Here is a 17,145-nt window from a genome sequence, read left to right on the forward strand (position 1 = left end):
TTTTTATTTCCTTTCTGATGATAATTTCGCCTATAGTTGCATGAATACGGTATGCAAAAATGACACAAAAAACGATTGACATTGGAGTTGACTCCAATGCTAATCTGAATATATGGAAAAACTATATTCTATAAAAGAGGTTTCACGAATGCTTGGTATCCCGAAGGATACACTGCGGTATTATGACCGTATTGGAATCGTAACGCCGTCTCGGGGACACAATTCATATCGCAAGTATTCTAGGGACGACATCGTCGATTTGATGAATATTCAAATCATGCAGTATGCGGACTTTTCTCTAGAAGAAATCAAGGGGAAGTTTCAGTTCCACAGAATGCAGAGTGTGGATCCTGCTTATTGTGAGGAGGTCGCTGAATTCCTTGGTACCAAAAAGGCAGAAACGCTCAAGAAAATGGCACATCTTGAAAAGGTCAGCCGGTTACTCGACGTAGCAATTAAAACGCTAATGGACTTTAACCATGAAAGCGACCAGCAGCTGGCAGTGCTCGTTCGGGAGATTTACCGAGATCTTCAGAAGAAGGAACCTGAAATAACTAAGGGGGATTGTGATGGACATCAACATTAAGAATTATTATTGTTTGATTGCTGGCGTCCTGGCAATACTTTTTGCTGTTACGCACGCTTGGAACGGGCAATCCGTTGTACTGCCGACGCTCTTGGTCAATGATATAGCCTTGAATACACGGATAACATTTACGTATATCTGGCACATTATCACCGCTGAGAATCTGGCTTTCGGCATAGTATTCATTATCCTGTCATTCCAAAGCGAAATATCGAAGATCCGGTTTGCTGCGTGGATTTTCGTGTCGCTTCTACTCATTCGCCTCATGGTCATTCTCGGTGTAACGGCATTATATGATGCTTCGGCACTTACGAATACGTTAATCGATTCGATTGCCGTCTTAATCTATTCCGCCTTCATTATACTGGGCACAAGAATAAAGAAAAAAGAAGAGTAAGGGGGTCTATCATCTCAAAACCAGTAGGAAAGTTTGAAGCACTAAACCGCGTTTCATTGCCAGTGATTTTCAATACGCTAACGGGAAATTAGTTCATGATAAACCGCTAATGTGGCGTTGGGTAGATTTCTCTTGCTTCTTCCCACTTCACGTTTGATTCCCCCAAACGTATTGAATTTGCTTTAATTGCATCATATTTTGGATTTTTATTAGCACTTGATAGAATTTCACATACCGTCCCCGTATTCACGAACCCTCGCCGACTTAAGCGACCAACGGGAGTGGCCGCGGTGCGGTTAGCTTCGCTGGGTTGTCAGACTGATTCAGCTTCCTCGAAATGCTAAAACAATTCCTTAAACTTTTCTCTATTTGCATTTGACAATGCTTTTCCCAATAATTCTTTGTCATAACCATTTGATATCAATGCATTCAAAATTGCATCGGTTCGATCTTGTCTATTTCTTCTAATATTTGATTCCAATTGAATCTCAAGTGGAACGACTGGTATTTCATAGTTTTCAAATTCAACGTACTTCTTTAACTCCCAAATATATTTACCACCTTCCCATATCCCTTCACCTTTAACCGAATCGGGTATTCCAGCTGAATTTGATATTTGAACCACTTCCACGGTAAAATCATGAATCTTCCATTTACCTTTAGTCCAAGTAAATCCAGAAGGAAAGGTTTGAGTAAAGTATGGTTCCTCATTAGAGGAAAGCCAGTCTACATCAAAATAAGAAAGATTAGATTTAGTCTTTAAGTTGAATTCATTCAGTAGTTGAGCTAATTCTTTAACATCATCCATGTTCTGAACATATATATCTAAATCGTTTGGGTTCATTATCGCTTTCTGCAGTACAGATCCAACTGATCCGACAATAATCCATTCATTTGTTAGATTAGATTCTGAGTAGAGTTCATAAAATGTCTTTAAAGCTTGTTTCCAAGACATAAAAATAAATCCTCCTTTTTTTATCGCTCTTCAAGGAATTTCTGATAACGTTGTTGTGTTCCTGACGCCGATTCCCCTTAGATAGCTCTTATATCTTAGGGAAATGATGTGTCTGCCTGAATCTGCTTCCTTGAAATCCTTCAGGCAGACCGAGCGGCAACAGACGCGAAGCTGGGACACAGTGTTATAAGATGTTGGGGCCACCCCTGAATTCGCTTACACTTTATTGTATTGACTTTACGTACTTTTCAATTTGTTTTTTATGGTGTTTATCGTGGGAAATAAATCCTCTTAAATATCCCCTAATCGAAAACTTTTTTCTGTCTCCGTCTTTATATTCCTTTATATAATCTTCCTCTGGTAATCCGGTGATATCATCAATGATCTTGTTTCTGTATTCAAAGAATTGTTTAATAATAGAATCTCTTGTTTGTGTCTTTGCATATTCCCTTGCATTGGCGTTGAATTCATCAAAGTTCAAATGCCTTACAGTCACGGATTGACCAAGCTTGATCTTCTCTATGCCTTCCTCATAAAAATATTTGTCCCAAAGCATGATATGACTTATAACATCTTTCAATGACCATTTCCCTTCTGAAATGGGACTATTCCAATGTTCCTCATCTATAGTCTTTAATTCTTGTACAAAATCAATAAAGGATTTGAATTCTTCTACCATTTCCAAAGAGGTCTTCGCCATGTACATTACTCCTTTGAGTTGTTTATTATATCCTTTGCCCCAATTTCTTATAACGTTCTTGCATCTACGAACCTGAGAGGCTTAAGGCGTATTGCGCCGGGCCCGACGGACTTAACCTCGCAGGGTTGTTCACTGGTTTAACTTCTCCGCCTAATACTTCTAGCGAACCAAGGGCGTAGCTCGCAGCGTGGATACTTTGTTATATGAAGGACATGTCTACTTCGATCAACATTCAATATTCCTTTATGTGCTCTAAATTGTTATGTTCTCACTTTCTTTAAGACTTACAAATTCAATATCATTGCAATAAAAGTTAATAATTCCGTTTTCGTAATCCTCAATTAAATAATTCATTGGGTGATATCCATGATCCTTTAAATCTCTAATATTAAATCCACTTATTAGTGTTAGTGCTCCTCCAGATTGAAACTTAAGACTTTCTACATTCGAGAATCTTATAACTAATTCATATGTCTTTGAACTCTCCTTAATTAAAAAAGTTATATCAAGTATGGATATATTCTCAAAAAACTTATCTTGAGTAATATAGAAGTGGAAATCCGAAAGCCACTCTATTTGACGGATTGTAAAATTAGCAATAACCGATTCTATGTATTCTATATTTCTTATCATCATCGAGAAAACTCCTTGTATAATTAATTCACATGTCTTTCATCTAACGTTCCCGTATTCACGAAACGACCCAGCCTTAGATAGCTCTTATCTTAGGCTGGGTCGTTTGTTGTCTGAGCATTTTCTTCGATTGTCCATCTGATTTAATTCCTCATTAATGTTTCTAGCCGCTTCTCCTATTATTTCTAGATTTCATACTACTGCATCCAAAAGCATTTGATTTGATAAAAAGTCCTCAACCCAACGTCCAAGAGATACGATTCTATCCGTTGAATTTACTCTAAAATGTCCATTTCACTGATATTGTACCTCACTAAGCATTTCATTCTTCATATAAGGTTTAATGGCATTAGGAGTAACAAGATCAACATGGCGGTTAAGTATAGTCTCCAAGTAATGCTTCAGCTCCAGGAATTCAAATCCAACAGGACGAGAAAATTCAACTAACAAATCAATATCACTGTTTTCTGTCTGTTCATCACGAGCAAAGGAACCAAATAGCCCGATCTTCTCGACATAAAAATGTTCCTTCAAATAATGCTTTTCGGATCTCAATTTATTTTCAATATCTTCTCGCTTCAATGAACTCCCCTCCTCTGAATCATTATTATGCTTTCATTATAACCTAAAGAGTTGTTTTTTGTTCCTAGTGTCTTACGGGAGATTTCACTTAACGTTGTTGTGTTCACGAACCCGAGAACCTTAAAGGAGCATAGCGACTGGCCGCGACTGCGGTTAGGTTCGCAGGGCTGTCTGCCTGATTCGACTTCTCTGATTGCCTCGGGCAGACCGAGAAGCGGCGTCAGCCGCCCGGAGCGTGAACATGGTGTTATCGGATGTATTGTGCCTTCATTTGAAACACTATCACCGCCTACTTCAACTAATAGTTGAAGTATCTATTAATTATTTATCAACTGATAGTCGATATGCACGTCGGGTATCCTATGATATAGTTCATACTAGTTAATAGATTGAGGAGGTAAATGAAAATGATCGATCCCTATCAGGTAGGTAACAATATATATAATCTGAGAAAAATAAAACATTTAACTCAACTCGAACCAGCTACGAAGATAAATGTCTCCCATCAAGCAGTATCAAAATGGGAAAGAGGAGACTCACTCCCGGATCTTGAATCTCTTTATCAACTATCAAATGTATTCAGTATCAAAATCGATGACTTGATAAAAAGGACGACTAATGATATTGCTCAAATAATAGATAATCAAATAGACATTAAGGAACCACTAATAGTAGATGAAGAAAATGTTAATATTATATGGCAGCGAGCATTATCAATAATTAATGAAAGGATTAGTAAACCAAGCTTTGACGTATGGTACAAAAACACTTCCGCAAAGTTTAATAATGGGACAATTATTATCGTAAGCCCTAATGAGTTTTCAACCGATTGGTTACGAACTAGATATGCATATCATATTCGCGAGGCTCTCTCTCAAGTTTTATCAGTTGATAACATTAATGTTGCATTTCAATCTTTGGAGTAACTTGTATTTTGATTTTTATGTCTTGCACAATATTTCCGATAACGTTTCCGCATTCACGATGCTCAAGCAGCTTAAGGCACGTAAGTGCTGGGTGGCTCCGCCACTTAGCTGGTTGAATGTGTCCGGTGAATTCGCTTCCCTAAATGCCTCTTCCGGACCAAGGGCTGGGCTTGTCCCAGCACGCAGCGTTGAATGTGATGTTAACTGATGTGCCCGACTTCTCCGAAATACCTAAGAGGTCTACTCATTATTAGTTTCAATTTTATTTATATCCAATTTAACCATTTTTGACAAATCATGAAAGAATAAATAATTATCTACAATACTAATGTACCAAGATTTTATTTGATTGATCTCCGCTCTGTTAGTACCATCCTTTTTAACGCGAACTAAGTTTTGCTTCTTCGAAACATCACTATAATAAATCCAATCGCCATTAACATTAATAAATTTTGGATTATCATCTGATAATTTGGTAAGTTCCGTCCCATCGATTTTCATTTTATATAGTTTTTGATTGAAGTTAAAATACATCCAATCACCATCAATATTTAAATCATTTATTTGTTTTCCTGTTAACAGTTTCTTCTTTGATTGCCCTTCCAAATCGACTTTAATTAATTTATTGTAGTATGAAGTATAGTAAATCGAATCGCCACTCACAACAATTTGACTTGCATGGTCATTGTTCAATTGTTTCTTCTCAGACCCATCAGTTTTCATTTTAAATATGAATCCATCTTGATAACCATTATTAGTATAGTAAATATATTCACCTTTCACGTTAACATGAAACGCAGAATTCGCAAGAACTTGTTTGTCGGATCCATCTAGTTTAACTCTAGTTAATTTCCAACCATCAGAGTAATAGAAGTATTCGTCTTTTATATTAATATACGCAGGATGGCCATCAATAATTTTGGTCTTTTCACTTCCATCCTTTTTTATTTTGTAAAGCCCCCCCGCTTGGGAAAAACTTGAGTAATATATCCAATCATCAGTGCTTGCATAATACCCCCAGTTGTTTATGTTACCGACACTATTCCCTCGTTCAAAATCTTCATCAATTGCATAAGCGGCGTTTAAGTTTACAAATAGTATTAGTATTAACAAAACTAACATTGTCTTTTTCGTCATCGAAAAGTCACCTCAATATATGAATTTGTTTCGGGCATTTCAGTTAACTCTTATTCTACGAATTTCACTATACTTCCTCCATGAAAGAGATTTGCGATATTTGTGATATATAACATTGTTATTAGAGACGAAACTTAAATCCCCGCTTTTAAACGTTTTAAATTTCAACCACACTACCGTCAACGTTTACATAAACCAACAAAAAACCGCCCGCAAAAGCGGACGGCCAATACTAGATCATTAGTGCTGTACAGAGTATAGACAATTTATAACGTTTATTGGAACCTCAACTGAAAATCAGTCGAACTAATAATAAAACAGCTCGAACATCAAATCGCCCTTTTGAACTGGCTATTATATAGCTCAAAGTAAACGCCCTGCAGTTTCAGCAGCTCCTCATGACTGCCCTGCTCGGCAATCCGTCCGTTTTGGATAACGAGGATTCGGTCCGCGTCTTGAATCGTGCTGAGCCTATGGGCGATGACGAAGCTGGTGCGTCCTTTCATCAGCGTTTTCATGGCCTGCTGGATATGCATTTCGGTACGCGTGTCCACGCTGCTGGTTGCTTCGTCCAGGATCAAGATGGCCGGATCGGCGAGGATCGCGCGTGCGATGGTTAGCAGCTGGCGCTGGCCATGGCTTAAACTGCCGCCTTCCGCGCCAAGCATCGTATCATAGCCATGCGAAAGCCTGGCGATGAACCCGTCGGCGTTGGCAAGCTTCGCCGCCTCTTCGACTTCTTGGTCGGTCGCATCGAGGCGGCCAAACCGGATATTTTCCCGGATGGTCCCGGAAAATACATGCGCGTCTTGAAGCACCATGCCAAGCTGGCCGCGAAGTTCGTTTTTGTCCATTTTCCGGATGTCCACACCGTCTATTAGCACCGTGCCTTCACTGATTTCATAAAACCGGGTCAGCAGGTTGACGATCGTTGTTTTTCCCGCGCCAGTTGGTCCGACAAGGGCGATTTTCTCGCCCGGATTCGCTTGGAAGCTCACACCGCTAAGAATAGGCGAATCCGGCTTATAGCCGAAGGATACGTCCCGAAAAACAACCTCTCCTCGCAGCCGCGGAAGTTTGACATGCTTCTGTGCATGATCGAATTCGGACCCCATATCCATGACTTCAAAAACGCGTTCCGCTCCGGCGATCGCCGACTGGATCAAATTGTACTGGTTGGCAAGCTCGGAAATCGGACGGCCGAATTGCCTCGAATAGTTCAGGAAGCTGACGATGACCCCGACCGTGGCCATGCCATGAAATGCCATCCAACCGCCGACGCCGGCGATCAGCGCAAAGTTGAGGTTGTTGATCATGTTCATGACCGGGCCGACAAGCCCGGAAACGATCTGCGCCTTGATGCCGTATTTGTTCAGCTCGCCGCTGAGCTTGCGGAACCGTTTGGCTTCGGTCTCTTCCCTCCGGTATTGTTTGACCACCTTCAAGCCGCTTACCGTCTCTTCGATAAAGCCGTTCAGCTCGCCCAAATGCCGCTGCTGGTTTTTAAAATAAATCCGGCTGAATCCGGAAATTTTCCGGCTTGCCAGCAGAACGAGCGGGACGGTCACCATCGCGACAACCGTCAAGGGGATGTTCAGCATCAGCATAATAACGAGCGAACCGCTGAGCGTGATCAAGCTGTTTAACAGCTGCGTTACGCTTTGGTTCAGCGTGTTGGCGACATTATCGATGTCGTTTGTTGCCCGGCTCATCAGTTCCCCGTTTGCATGCGTGTCAAAAAACCGCACGGGCAGCTGATGGTATTTGGCAAACAGGTCGCGCCGCAGCTCAAACACGGTTTTTTGCGAAACGGCCGTCATGACGTACGCCTGCACCCAAGCGATCACGCTTCCAAGCACATAAATCCCCAGAAGAAGCAGACAAAACCGGACAAGCCCGCTAAAATCGCCGGGAATCACCGCCTTATCGATCGCTTTTCCGATCAAGTACGGCCCGATTAGTGATACAACCGCGTTTAATACGGTAAACACGTACACCGTAATAAGTCCTGCCCGCTGGCGATTCAAATACGACCAGATGCGCCGAATTGTAGCGCCGCGGTTTTTGGCTCGAACCTTCGGCACTTGTCCCCGTCCAGGCCCTGTGCCCGGCGGTCCGCCCCCCAAACCGCCTGGACGACCAGGGATCGGCATCGGCGTTCGGTTATGTAGACTAGACATAAGGCGCCTCCTCTCCGTTCAGCTGCGAGTGCAAAATGTCTTGGTATATTCCGCTGTTCCGTCTGAGCTCTTCATGGGTGCCTTGGGCCACGATCCGGCCGTTTTCCAAAATCAGGATGAGGTCGGCGTCAATAACGGATGACACGCGTTGAGCAATCAAAAGGTTGGTGCTGCTCTGCATCTCCGTTTTTAACAGCTGCCTGACCCGGGATTCGGTAGCCGCATCAAGCGCGCTGGTGCTGTCGTCCATGATAAGAATTGTTGGCCGGATGAGCAGTGCCCTTGCGATCGCGAGCCGCTGCTTCTGCCCGCCGGAGAGGTTGATCCCGCGCTGGCCAAGCACGGTGTCATACCCTTGCGGAAGCTCCGAAATGAAGCCGTGAGCCTCGGCGATGATAGCCGCTTCTTCCACTTCCTCGTCGCTGGCGTCCGGACGGCCGAAACGGATATTGTCCCGAATGGTACCGCTGAACAGGATCGTCTGCTGCATGACGAACCCGATCCGGCTGCGAAGATGTTCCAGGCTCATCCGGCGAATATCCGTGCCGTCAATCCTAATTGCGCCGCTTGTAACGTCATACAGCCGCGGTATAAGACTGACGAGCGTGGACTTGCCCGTGCCGGTGGCGCCAAGAATTGCCGTCGTTTTACCCGGTTCGGCAACAAAGCTGATATCATCCAAAACCAGATTCTCGTCGTCTTTGTCATAGGCGAACGCTACGTTATGGAATTCGACCCTACCTGCCTTGATGCCGACATTCAGGGCGTCGGAATCTTCGGTAATATCGCTTGTCGCAGCGAATACTTCGTTGACCCGATCGGCCGATACTTTGGCCCGGGACACAAAGGTAAGCATATTGCTCAGCATCATCATCGACATTAACAGCTGGGTAGCGTAATTGATGAACGCCGCCAAATTCCCGACGGGAAACCCGTTGTTCCAGGTCTGCGCTCCGCCAAACCAGAGGACGGCAACGATGCTCGCATTCAGAATCAGCATCATAAGCGGTAGATTCAGCGCCATAAGCCGGTTCGCCCTGATCGCCGTTCGGGTATAATCGGTGTTTGCGTCATGAAAACGCTGCTGTTCCTGCCTCGCCCGAACAAATGCCTTGATCACGCGGATTCCCGCCAAATTTTCCTGAAGAACGACGTTGACGGCATCCAGTTTTGACTGCATTTTCGCGAACAAAGGAAAAGAGAGCCGGATGAGTACATACAAAAGGATAAAAAGGAGCGGAACGGCGACCAGCAGGATCAACGTGAGCGACGGGCTGATCCGGATCGCCATGATCAAGCTGCCGATCAAGAGCAGCGGGGAACGCACGAATGACCGTAAAATCATTTGCACAAACGTCTGAAGCTGCACGACATCGTTCGTTAACCGGGTAATGAGCGATCCCGTCTTGAGCCGGTCCAAATTCCGATTCGAGAACGATTGAATATGCTCGAAGAGCCGAATCCGCAAATCGTTGCCGAAATTTTGCGAGGCGATGCTCGAAAACACGGTGCAGCCCACGCCTCCGATTACCCCGGTCAACGCCACGCCAACCATGATCAGGCCAGTCGAAACGATATGATGTAAATCGTTTTTCATGAGGCCTTCATCCACTATGCTCGCCATCAGCGTCGGCTGCAGCAAATCCATGAATACCTCCACCACCATCAACAGCGGCGCGAGAATGCACCACAGCCAATACGGCTTCAAAAAGGTTTTAAGCTTCCACATTCCATTCCCCCCTGCTTTCAGCAGCGTCAGGATATGTCAAGACCGTCTTAAAAACTGCTCGGTCTGGACCCGGACAAACGTTTCTTTCCGCTTCAGTTTTTGTCATCTTTCTTTTCCTCGCCATCCGGTTTCTCCTCTTTTTCTTCGCTTTCAGTAAAAACTTCAAAAAGCTCGAACGTATGGATAAACTCCTGAATGATCGCATCGGTCGCTTTGAGCTCCCCGCTGATCACCTGCTTGATGGACTCGTATTCCGGCTGTTCGAGCTGGCTCGCCAAAGTCGAGCGTTTCACGTTCAGTTTCTCGAGAAATGCAACCGCTCTCCCCCGGCGGAAGGTCTGTGCGCTATGAAAACGCGTCTTTTTGTCCTCATGTCCGTGACTTCTGCCTTCCCGATGCTCCATATGTCCGTGACGTCCTGTTCGCTCGTGTCTGCCTTCACGCATCTTCGTTTCCTCCTTCCGGTTGTATACTTTTGCATACATCATGTTCATTGTATACAAATGTATACGACGAAATATGCATTGTCAAGATCATTTTCAATCCCCGCATTGACTGTAAGTGCGGTACGCGACCACGAACAACAGCTCGAGTCTCAAAAATGAAAAAACCGCGGAGTCCGCGGTTTGGGAAAAACATTCGGTTCGGAAATGCCCTTTCCGCCGAAATAAAAAAGCCTGACGGATCAGGCTTTTCAAATGTATGTAACTAAATAGGATTGCCGAAGATTACTCGAGTTCCAGTCGAAAACCTTCGATTTCTTCTTCCGCATCCCGGAACAACTGCAGCAGGGACCGGCTGTATTCCCCCAGCTTCTTCTCGCTTTCCTCAAAACGGACCCAGCGAACGGTAAGCGGCATGTCGACCCAACCCGTAAGACAATCCCAAAAAGCGTCCAGATTGCCGCCGTAAAGATCGGGCAATGCCAATCCTTCCTTGAGGACGGCATGCAGTTGACCGATGTTATCGATGTTCCCGCCATCTAAAATGAACGTACGCATTTTTTATGATCCTCCAATGATTACTTGATTTGTTCAAACGTGTTGTAGTGATCTTCCGTCTTGTATATTAAACCGTCGTTGGAGAATAGAATGCGGTCTTTTCCCCGATGCCCGGATTTATAATTGATATCCGCTTCATACCAGATTCTCCCCTTTTTATCGGGCAATTTCTTTTCTCGGTTCCGGAAAATATCGCCGCCAATGCTTTTCCCCGGCGCAACTTTTTGCAAATTTCCCGCTTGCGCGTCCCAGCCCAGCTTTTCCGCTTCTTTTTTCGTAATGAAATTGTCGGGAAGTTTATGGTGTTCCTTGATGTAATCCGCAACGGCCTCAAACGTCGTTAAACGTTCCGACTGCTGCTGATGCTTTTGCTGTTGGGCCGGCTGTTGGCTCGATTGGCGGTTCGATTGCTGGCCCGGTTGTTGGCTCTGCTGGATCTCGCTCACTCCGCAACCGGTCAAAAGCAGCAGACAACTGAACAAAACAAATAATACGGACTTCAAAGCTTTCAATGATTCATCCTCGTTTCTTTATGAAATGGTCTTATGATGGCCGCCGCCCATGGAAGGTGCACAAACAAAAAGCCTAAGGAATGAAATCCAGAGGCTTTGAACGGCTGATTTTATCGACACCTTATTCAACATCATACCAACCCGGAAAGAAAAAGTCTATATTTTCGGCCGGATTTTATCTACGATGGAGTAGCCGGCAAAAACTTTTGTTCAGGAGTGTTGTTCAATGGATGGGACTTGTCATCTTAATCAAACGGATTTACAGAGTTATATACGCGATGTTTTTGGAACCGGCTATGTCGTTGCCAACGTATCGCGGATGCATGGCGGCGCGCAAAAGGTCGTCTACAAAATCGACTGCAGCAATGGATTTTCCTGCGTTTTGTACGTGTGGGATCTTGCAATGAGTTATTTTCAAGAAGAAACGGCACGTAAAAATCCAAGCGAACAATCCTATGGCGGCGATCTTTTTGAAATCAACAACCGATATTTGACGCAAAAAGGCATTCGAACGCCCTCTCTGTATGATTTGAATAAAGAAAGGATCCGTTACACTTTTGATTATGCACTGGTTGAATATATTGAAGGACAAAAGGCGGAAGACTATTTCCGCAATGCAGATTCACGGGTTCAAGATCAAGTGTTTCAACGGTTGGGTGAAATGCTTGCCGCCATGCATGCCGACAAAAGGCAAACCTTTGGGAAGCCGGATCATTCCGACGCCAGCACGGCTGCATGTCAGCAAATTCAAATGGAGGATGCCAAAGAACAGCTATCCTATGCTTCACGCCATATGGAGAGCATTAGTACGAACCATGACAAACTGCTCGATACGATGCATGAACTCGAATCCAAACTGACGCCCCGGACGGAATACGGTTTTATTCACGGGGAACTGGGACCCGATCATGTTTTGGTAAATGACCGACTGGAACCCTGCTTGATCGATATCGAGGGAGCGATGTTTTTTGATATTGAACATGAGCACAGTTTTATGACGTTCAGGTTCGGGGAGTTCTACCGGTATTTGAAAAATGATTCGCTCGATGAAGACCGGATGCGGTTCTACCGCTTCCTCCATCATATCTCGCTAACCTCGGGCGGATTGAAGCTGCTGCACAGAGGTTTTCCGGATCAGACATTCGCCATAGGGCTGGCCGAATATCATTCCAAATGCGCATTGCAGTTTCTTTAAATGCGAATAGCGCCTGTTTCCGCAGAAACCGGCGCTATCGCTTCATGTGATCTTAGAGAAACAGCTTCTATTGGTTAAGCAGCGTCCCCGCGTCGCGAAGCAAAATTTCCGCAGCTTCGGCAGAGATATGCTTCCCTTTTTGTGCTTTCACTTCTTGAATAAAGCTGTTTGCATTCCGATTTTGCAATTTTTTCAACAGACTGTTTGCGATTCCATGATTATCGATCCAGCCGCGATTCGCGAAATCCGAAATCAGCTCCCCGAGTGTTTCATAGTTTGTCAGCACCTGAAAATGGACGGATTTCTCGGCCCCGTTCCCTGCCAAATCCGCGGCTTGAACGGTCAATGCATGATCTCCGGGCTCAAGCAGGTACAGCGGAATTCCGCTTAAATCCTCTAATTTTTTCCCGTCCAGCAGCACTGCTGTCTTCTCATGGTCAACCCCAGCCAGTTTGTCCGAAATGTCGAATTGCGGTTGAAACATGCCTGTGTTATATACGGAAGTCGCAACCGAATGGATTGTTATTTCCGGTGCCGTCCAATCGACCGTGATACGGCTCGATGCTTCAAAATTGCCGTCATCCGTTTTGGCGGTAATCACCGCTGTTCCTTCTCCTGCCGCCGTCACTGTTCCATGTTCGTCTACCGTGGCCACCCGCGCATCGTTTGTGCTCCATGTCATCTTTTTATTGGTCGCGTTTTCGGGCATGACGGTGGCGTTCAGTACGATTTGGCGATCGGAAGACGCATTAAACACCAGCTGCGGTCGATCGAGCGAAATTCCCGTGACGGGTATGTTGTCAAGTTCGGGGGCATGCTCTATGATCAGTTCATTTAGCGCGATGTTGCCCCATGTCCGATTGCCGCCGTTAACCTTCAACCGAAGTTTATAGGCCTTTACCGTCGGAAAAGCAACGCTCTGATGTTCTTTCGTGCTGTCGTTCAGTTTCCACTGGATCGAGGCGCCGGACAAAGCGGTTAACCAGCGGCTGCCGTCATAATATTCCACGTCAAAATCGGTTATGCCTTGGCCGATTCCGAAAAAGGTGACCAACGTAACTTTATTGACAGGCGTCGGCTGTTCGCCATAGTCAAGGGTGATGTAACCCGGGAATTTGATATTGGTGGCACTTCCCCAAGCCGAATTCAAATTGCCGTCAAGAATGTTCGCAATTTCGCCTGCTCCTGTCGGGAAGGTCGTGGTGACCATGTCTTTGTATAAATCAGGGTTGTTGTATAACTCAAGTTCGTTCAGCGAAAGATATCCCGATTTCCGGTTCCCGTCATGGACCTTCAATCTAAGCTTGGAGAAACGGGTCAGTGGAAACTCCACCGATTTGATCTCGTTATAACCGGAATTCGAATCCCACGTAAGATGAACGCCTGTTCGAATCGGCACCCATGACGACCCGTTATAGTACTCCAGATCGAAATCCGTGATCCCCGAGTCTTTTCCCATTCTCGTGTTTAACTTCAATTGGTTGGCGGAAACGGATTCCTTGCCGAAATCCAGCGTAATATCATTCGGGAACGCAGGTGAAACGTCGGTTTTCCAAGCCGTATCGTAATATTTGTCGTTGATGTTACCGATTGGCCCGTCCGAAGATGTATTAAACGTCGTACCAGCCACGGCCAACGGAGCCAAATCATCGACGGGCGTGCTGACCGGACGGATCGGAACGATGTCGATCGGGTCAGGCATTTGACCGGCCGGAGGCACGCTGCCTTCGTATTCGTGTGCGCCGATATCGGGAGCCTCGTTGTATAGCGGATTGCCGAAATAATCCCGTCCTCCGTTATCGTTAATCCGAATGCCCGCTCCGATTAAAGGAGAATCGGCTTGCAGCTTGTATCCGCCGACGGTGTTCATGCCGATCGAGCCGCTTCCGGGATTGACGAATTTAGGTTCGGCGGTCACCTTATGCGCATCGGTCCGAACTAACGTATTCCCTCCGTAATAAGCATTGTAATCGAAGGTTTGGCCCCGCAAATCCCAGCCTCGATCGCCGACGCTGTAGTACGCGTTATTATAATTTTTAATGTTGCGCGGAGTGCCCGATGCTTTCGTGAAATAATCGCTCATCACCGGGTTTCCGGACGCTTTGCCAACATAAACCGTATTGTTGTAATTATAGACGTTATCGATCGAGCCGCTGTATCGGAAGATGCTTTTTCGGTCGTTTTGGCTGATGTTGTATCGAACGATCGTGTTGACCGTGTAATACGTATCGTTTACAAAAAGCATGAACCCGCCGGCGTTGTCATGGCTGTAATTGTATTGCACCAATGAGCCGATGTTGCCTGCATCCACGTCAAAGCCATGTCCGTCCTCGGCGCCGTTGACGCTTGCAAAAGACTCGTTGAATTGAACGAGATTGTTGTCTGCATAAGCCCACCAAATCGAGGCGTTGGTTGCCAGGTATGTGGCTTGGCCTACCGTATTGCGCTCGACAACCGCGCCGTCGGTTACGTTCCATGCGATCCCGCCGGTTGCCGCCCGGAGCACGGTGTTGTTGGATATTTTGACGTTCGTCGAAGGCGTCCACGGTCCGTAAGGTTTCGGCACCCAAGGCCATAAATCGCCCATTCCGTAACGCAGGATGCAGTTGGAGCCGACGTAAATGCCATAGGCATCCACATCGGTCAGCGTGTTGCCGTCAATCAAAATATCGTTAAAAGCGCTGGGGGTGGTCGATCCGACCGAGTCGACGATAATTCCTCCGGAACGGGTCGTATAAGAACCGTCCACATCGTGGATATTCAAATTTTTGATATAAATATGATTTAATATGCCTGCTTCCTCATTCAAAATATAGACGCCTCTACGCTGGCCCCGCGGATTCTGCCAATCCCTGTCGAAAGGCAGCGGCGAACGGTTCGTCACTTCGAGATTGTTGATTTCCCAATACTGCTGGTTCTTCAAAAAGACGGCTTCCAGCTCGGACGTCACGCCGGCGATTAACGGCTTGCCGCCTGAACCGTACATGTCGATGACGATCGGATTTCCGTTTTCGCCTGAACCTTTCGGCCACAACCTGCCGTTCCAGCTTCCCCCGGCTTTAAACAAAATTTTGTCGCCCGGCGCAAACGTCGTTGCGTTCACTTTATCCAGCGACTTCCAGGCAGAACTTTCGCTTGTGCCGCTATTTCCGTCATTACCTCCTATACTATCCACGTAATAAGTCGTTCCGGCAGCCTTCGCCTCAGGCGGCAAAGCGATCACCAATGAACAAAACATGGTGAAAATCAGAATCATGCCGATTGTTTTTTTGAATCTCTGTCGGTTCAATGAGCAACATTCCCTTCCATTTTTATTTATGTAATGCCTGATCGGCGTTACATTTGAAATGGCTTGTACAGTCGATCGTTTACGACGACCTTTGCCTCCGAAACCCGTTGGCGAACGTAACTGGCATATCGGTCATCGATGTAGTCTTTTAACGCTTGGTCCTTCACGGCATCAAAAGACAAGTAGCGGGAGCCGGCCTTGACGTTTTCCAAACATTGGACCAGAAAAAAACGGCCGTTTTCTTCGATGATTCCGCTGATTTCTCCTGCCTGGAGCATCGAAGCCGCTTGAGCAACCGGACTTGCAGCGTTATGCCTAAAGCGATCCAAAGGATAGGACTGCTCGGTTACCTGTCCGTCCGGACCGATTTCCTTTGCCGCTTGCTCGAATGTCATTCCATTTGAGATTTTCGTTGAAGCCGCTTCGATTTTTTGCTTCGCCCGGGCCTTCAGGCGCTCATCTTCATCTGAGTCCGCTTTAGGAAACGATATCGATAATAGCCGCACGTTCACGGCTGCAGGCGCTTGGTACAACTCGCTTTTTTTCGTTTCGTAAAACTGCTTCAGCTGATGTTCGTCGGGTTTCCAGTCATGTTCCATGAAACGTTTTTTGACGGATAATATTGCATTGGTCATCACATATTCGAAATAAGCGTCCTCCGTATATTGGGCGGGCCCGAAGACGACCTCTTTTTTCTCGATGGCCTTTTTTCTTCTTTCGTTTTCATCTGAGAGGTTTTGCAAAAAAACGCTGTAACGGATATCCGTCAGCACCCCTTGCTCTTTGGCGATGATCTGTTGGATTTTCAAGTTCACGCTTTCCTCAAGCGCCTTCTTTTTTAATCGTTCGATCGGAACTTCCCCGCCATAGGACGCGGTCCAAAACGAAGCCGATTGAACTGCGCCATATTTTTCGTAAAAATAGTCGATCACGCGGGCTTTATTCGCTTGCACGGCTCTTTGAAATTCGTTGACTTGGACGGGTTCGCCGTTGACCGTCGCGATCGGATCGATTGCGGAATCGGTTTTGGAGAAAACAGGCCTTTGAACGAAAATGAATAACATGATCGCCATGACCGCCATGCCGGCGATGATCCACGCATTCGATCTGCTTAATTTACGTTTCGTCATTCCCATAGGCCCCCTCGTCATTAGATTTTCTAACAAATGAAAACGACGGATCTGTATAAAATGGTCAGAAATATCCAAATCATGTTATATATGCTTCGCAAATCCATTATAGTTCCGCTCAGAAAACGCTTACAATTTAGAGTTCTTTACTTTTGTTTCATTTTCTTTACTTCATGGATTGATAATTGTGGTA

16 protein-coding genes are annotated in these 17,145 nt (G+C 45.5%); 4 read left to right on the forward strand and 12 right to left on the reverse strand.

The features are described 5' to 3' along the window. Positions 1-112: 112 nt before the first annotated feature. Positions 113-586: a MerR family transcriptional regulator gene (locus GQY55_RS26420; protein WP_160044909.1), complete on the forward strand. Its 474-nt coding sequence runs from the start codon at positions 113-115 to the stop codon at positions 584-586. Continuing rightward, positions 570-983, forward strand: a complete 414-nt coding sequence (locus GQY55_RS26425; RefSeq protein ID WP_160044910.1) for a hypothetical protein — start codon at positions 570-572, stop codon at positions 981-983. Before GQY55_RS26420 ends, GQY55_RS26425 begins: the two co-directional genes overlap by 17 nt. A 340-nt stretch (positions 984-1,323) precedes the next feature. Here the strand turns inward: GQY55_RS26425 and GQY55_RS26430 are convergent, their stop codons facing one another. The 4 genes from GQY55_RS26430 to GQY55_RS26445 all read right to left on the reverse strand — a co-directional run bounded on the left by GQY55_RS26430 (position 1,324) and on the right by GQY55_RS26445 (position 3,853). Next, entirely contained in the window at positions 1,324-1,938 is a 615-nt protein-coding gene (locus GQY55_RS26430) for a hypothetical protein (protein WP_160044911.1), read from the reverse strand. A 223-nt stretch (positions 1,939-2,161) separates the two neighbouring features. Beyond that, complete coding sequence (locus GQY55_RS26435; RefSeq protein WP_160044912.1) at positions 2,162-2,638, reverse strand: DinB family protein; 477 nt, start codon at positions 2,636-2,638, stop codon at positions 2,162-2,164. 252 nt (positions 2,639-2,890) lie between these two features. Next, positions 2,891-3,274, reverse strand: coding sequence for a hypothetical protein (locus GQY55_RS26440; protein WP_160044913.1), 384 nt, complete (start codon positions 3,272-3,274; stop codon positions 2,891-2,893). A 291-nt stretch (positions 3,275-3,565) separates the two neighbouring features. Beyond that, a complete protein-coding gene (locus GQY55_RS26445; protein ID WP_160044914.1) occupies positions 3,566-3,853 on the reverse strand; it encodes a nucleotidyltransferase family protein in 288 nt (95 codons plus the stop codon). A gap of 407 nt (positions 3,854-4,260) precedes the next feature. On the opposite strand from GQY55_RS26445, the gene GQY55_RS26450 reads away from it, so the two are divergent. Continuing rightward, positions 4,261-4,779: a helix-turn-helix domain-containing protein gene (locus tag GQY55_RS26450; RefSeq protein WP_160044915.1), complete on the forward strand. Its 519-nt coding sequence runs from the start codon at positions 4,261-4,263 to the stop codon at positions 4,777-4,779. Positions 4,780-5,019: 240 nt separating this feature from the next. On the opposite strand, the gene GQY55_RS26455 is transcribed toward GQY55_RS26450, so the two are convergent. The 6 genes from GQY55_RS26455 to GQY55_RS26480 all read right to left on the reverse strand — a co-directional run bounded on the left by GQY55_RS26455 (position 5,020) and on the right by GQY55_RS26480 (position 11,338). Further along, positions 5,020-5,916 (reverse strand): DUF5050 domain-containing protein, encoded by an 897-nt coding sequence (locus GQY55_RS26455; protein WP_160044916.1) that lies wholly within the window; start codon positions 5,914-5,916, stop codon positions 5,020-5,022. 329 nt (positions 5,917-6,245) lie between these two features. After that, on the reverse strand, positions 6,246-8,096 hold the full coding sequence (locus GQY55_RS26460) for an ABC transporter ATP-binding protein (RefSeq protein WP_236575877.1): 1,851 nt from the start codon (positions 8,094-8,096) through the stop codon (positions 6,246-6,248). Then, positions 8,089-9,825, reverse strand: a complete 1,737-nt coding sequence (locus tag GQY55_RS26465) for an ABC transporter ATP-binding protein (RefSeq protein WP_160044917.1) — start codon at positions 9,823-9,825, stop codon at positions 8,089-8,091. Before GQY55_RS26465 ends, GQY55_RS26460 begins: the two co-directional genes overlap by 8 nt. 92 nt (positions 9,826-9,917) lie before the next feature. Further along, positions 9,918-10,271 carry a hypothetical protein gene (locus tag GQY55_RS26470; RefSeq protein ID WP_160044918.1) on the reverse strand — a complete coding sequence of 118 codons (354 nt, stop codon included), beginning with the start codon at positions 10,269-10,271 and terminating at the stop codon, positions 9,918-9,920. Positions 10,272-10,553: 282 nt separating this feature from the next. Beyond that, a complete protein-coding gene (locus tag GQY55_RS26475) occupies positions 10,554-10,826 on the reverse strand; it encodes a barstar family protein (protein WP_160044919.1) in 273 nt (90 codons plus the stop codon). 20 nt (positions 10,827-10,846) lie between these two features. Further along, positions 10,847-11,338, reverse strand: a complete 492-nt coding sequence (locus GQY55_RS26480) for a ribonuclease (protein ID WP_160044920.1) — start codon at positions 11,336-11,338, stop codon at positions 10,847-10,849. Positions 11,339-11,564: 226 nt separating this feature from the next. Between GQY55_RS26480 and GQY55_RS26485 the strand changes: the two genes are divergently transcribed. After that, on the forward strand, positions 11,565-12,533 hold the full coding sequence (locus GQY55_RS26485; RefSeq protein ID WP_236575878.1) for a phosphotransferase family protein: 969 nt from the start codon (positions 11,565-11,567) through the stop codon (positions 12,531-12,533). A 67-nt stretch (positions 12,534-12,600) separates the two neighbouring features. On the opposite strand, the gene GQY55_RS26490 is transcribed toward GQY55_RS26485, so the two are convergent. Then, positions 12,601-15,771: a discoidin domain-containing protein gene (locus tag GQY55_RS26490; protein ID WP_236575879.1), complete on the reverse strand. Its 3,171-nt coding sequence runs from the start codon at positions 15,769-15,771 to the stop codon at positions 12,601-12,603. A 98-nt stretch (positions 15,772-15,869) separates the two neighbouring features. After that, complete coding sequence (locus GQY55_RS26495) at positions 15,870-16,952, reverse strand: peptidyl-prolyl cis-trans isomerase (RefSeq protein ID WP_236575880.1); 1,083 nt, start codon at positions 16,950-16,952, stop codon at positions 15,870-15,872. Between the last annotated feature and the right edge of the window lie 193 nt (positions 16,953-17,145).

The sequence above is a fragment of the Paenibacillus sp. USDA918EY genome (assembly GCF_009870825.1).
Lineage (GTDB): Bacteria > Bacillota > Bacilli > Paenibacillales > Paenibacillaceae > Paenibacillus_AQ > Paenibacillus_AQ albilobatus.

Bases quoted from the DNA above. Each gene is read 5' to 3' on its own strand.
- GQY55_RS26420 (WP_160044909.1), top strand. From the start codon at position 113: ATGGAAAAACTATATTCTATAAAAGAGGTTTCACGAATGCTTGGTATC.
- GQY55_RS26425 (WP_160044910.1), top strand. From the start codon at position 570: ATGGACATCAACATTAAGAATTATTATTGTTTGATTGCTGGCGTCCTG.
- GQY55_RS26430 (WP_160044911.1), bottom strand. From the start codon at position 1,938: ATGTCTTGGAAACAAGCTTTAAAGACATTTTATGAACTCTACTCAGAA.
- GQY55_RS26435 (WP_160044912.1), bottom strand. From the start codon at position 2,638: ATGGCGAAGACCTCTTTGGAAATGGTAGAAGAATTCAAATCCTTTATT.
- GQY55_RS26440 (WP_160044913.1), bottom strand. From the start codon at position 3,274: ATGATGATAAGAAATATAGAATACATAGAATCGGTTATTGCTAATTTT.
- GQY55_RS26450 (WP_160044915.1), top strand. From the start codon at position 4,261: ATGATCGATCCCTATCAGGTAGGTAACAATATATATAATCTGAGAAAA.
- GQY55_RS26455 (WP_160044916.1), bottom strand. From the start codon at position 5,916: ATGACGAAAAAGACAATGTTAGTTTTGTTAATACTAATACTATTTGTA.
- GQY55_RS26460 (WP_236575877.1), bottom strand. From the start codon at position 8,096: ATGTCTAGTCTACATAACCGAACGCCGATGCCGATCCCTGGTCGTCCA.
- GQY55_RS26465 (WP_160044917.1), bottom strand. From the start codon at position 9,825: ATGTGGAAGCTTAAAACCTTTTTGAAGCCGTATTGGCTGTGGTGCATT.
- GQY55_RS26470 (WP_160044918.1), bottom strand. From the start codon at position 10,271: ATGCGTGAAGGCAGACACGAGCGAACAGGACGTCACGGACATATGGAG.
- GQY55_RS26475 (WP_160044919.1), bottom strand. From the start codon at position 10,826: ATGCGTACGTTCATTTTAGATGGCGGGAACATCGATAACATCGGTCAA.
- GQY55_RS26485 (WP_236575878.1), top strand. From the start codon at position 11,565: ATGGATGGGACTTGTCATCTTAATCAAACGGATTTACAGAGTTATATA.
- GQY55_RS26490 (WP_236575879.1), bottom strand. From the start codon at position 15,771: ATGTTTTGTTCATTGGTGATCGCTTTGCCGCCTGAGGCGAAGGCTGCC.
- GQY55_RS26495 (WP_236575880.1), bottom strand. From the start codon at position 16,952: ATGACGAAACGTAAATTAAGCAGATCGAATGCGTGGATCATCGCCGGC.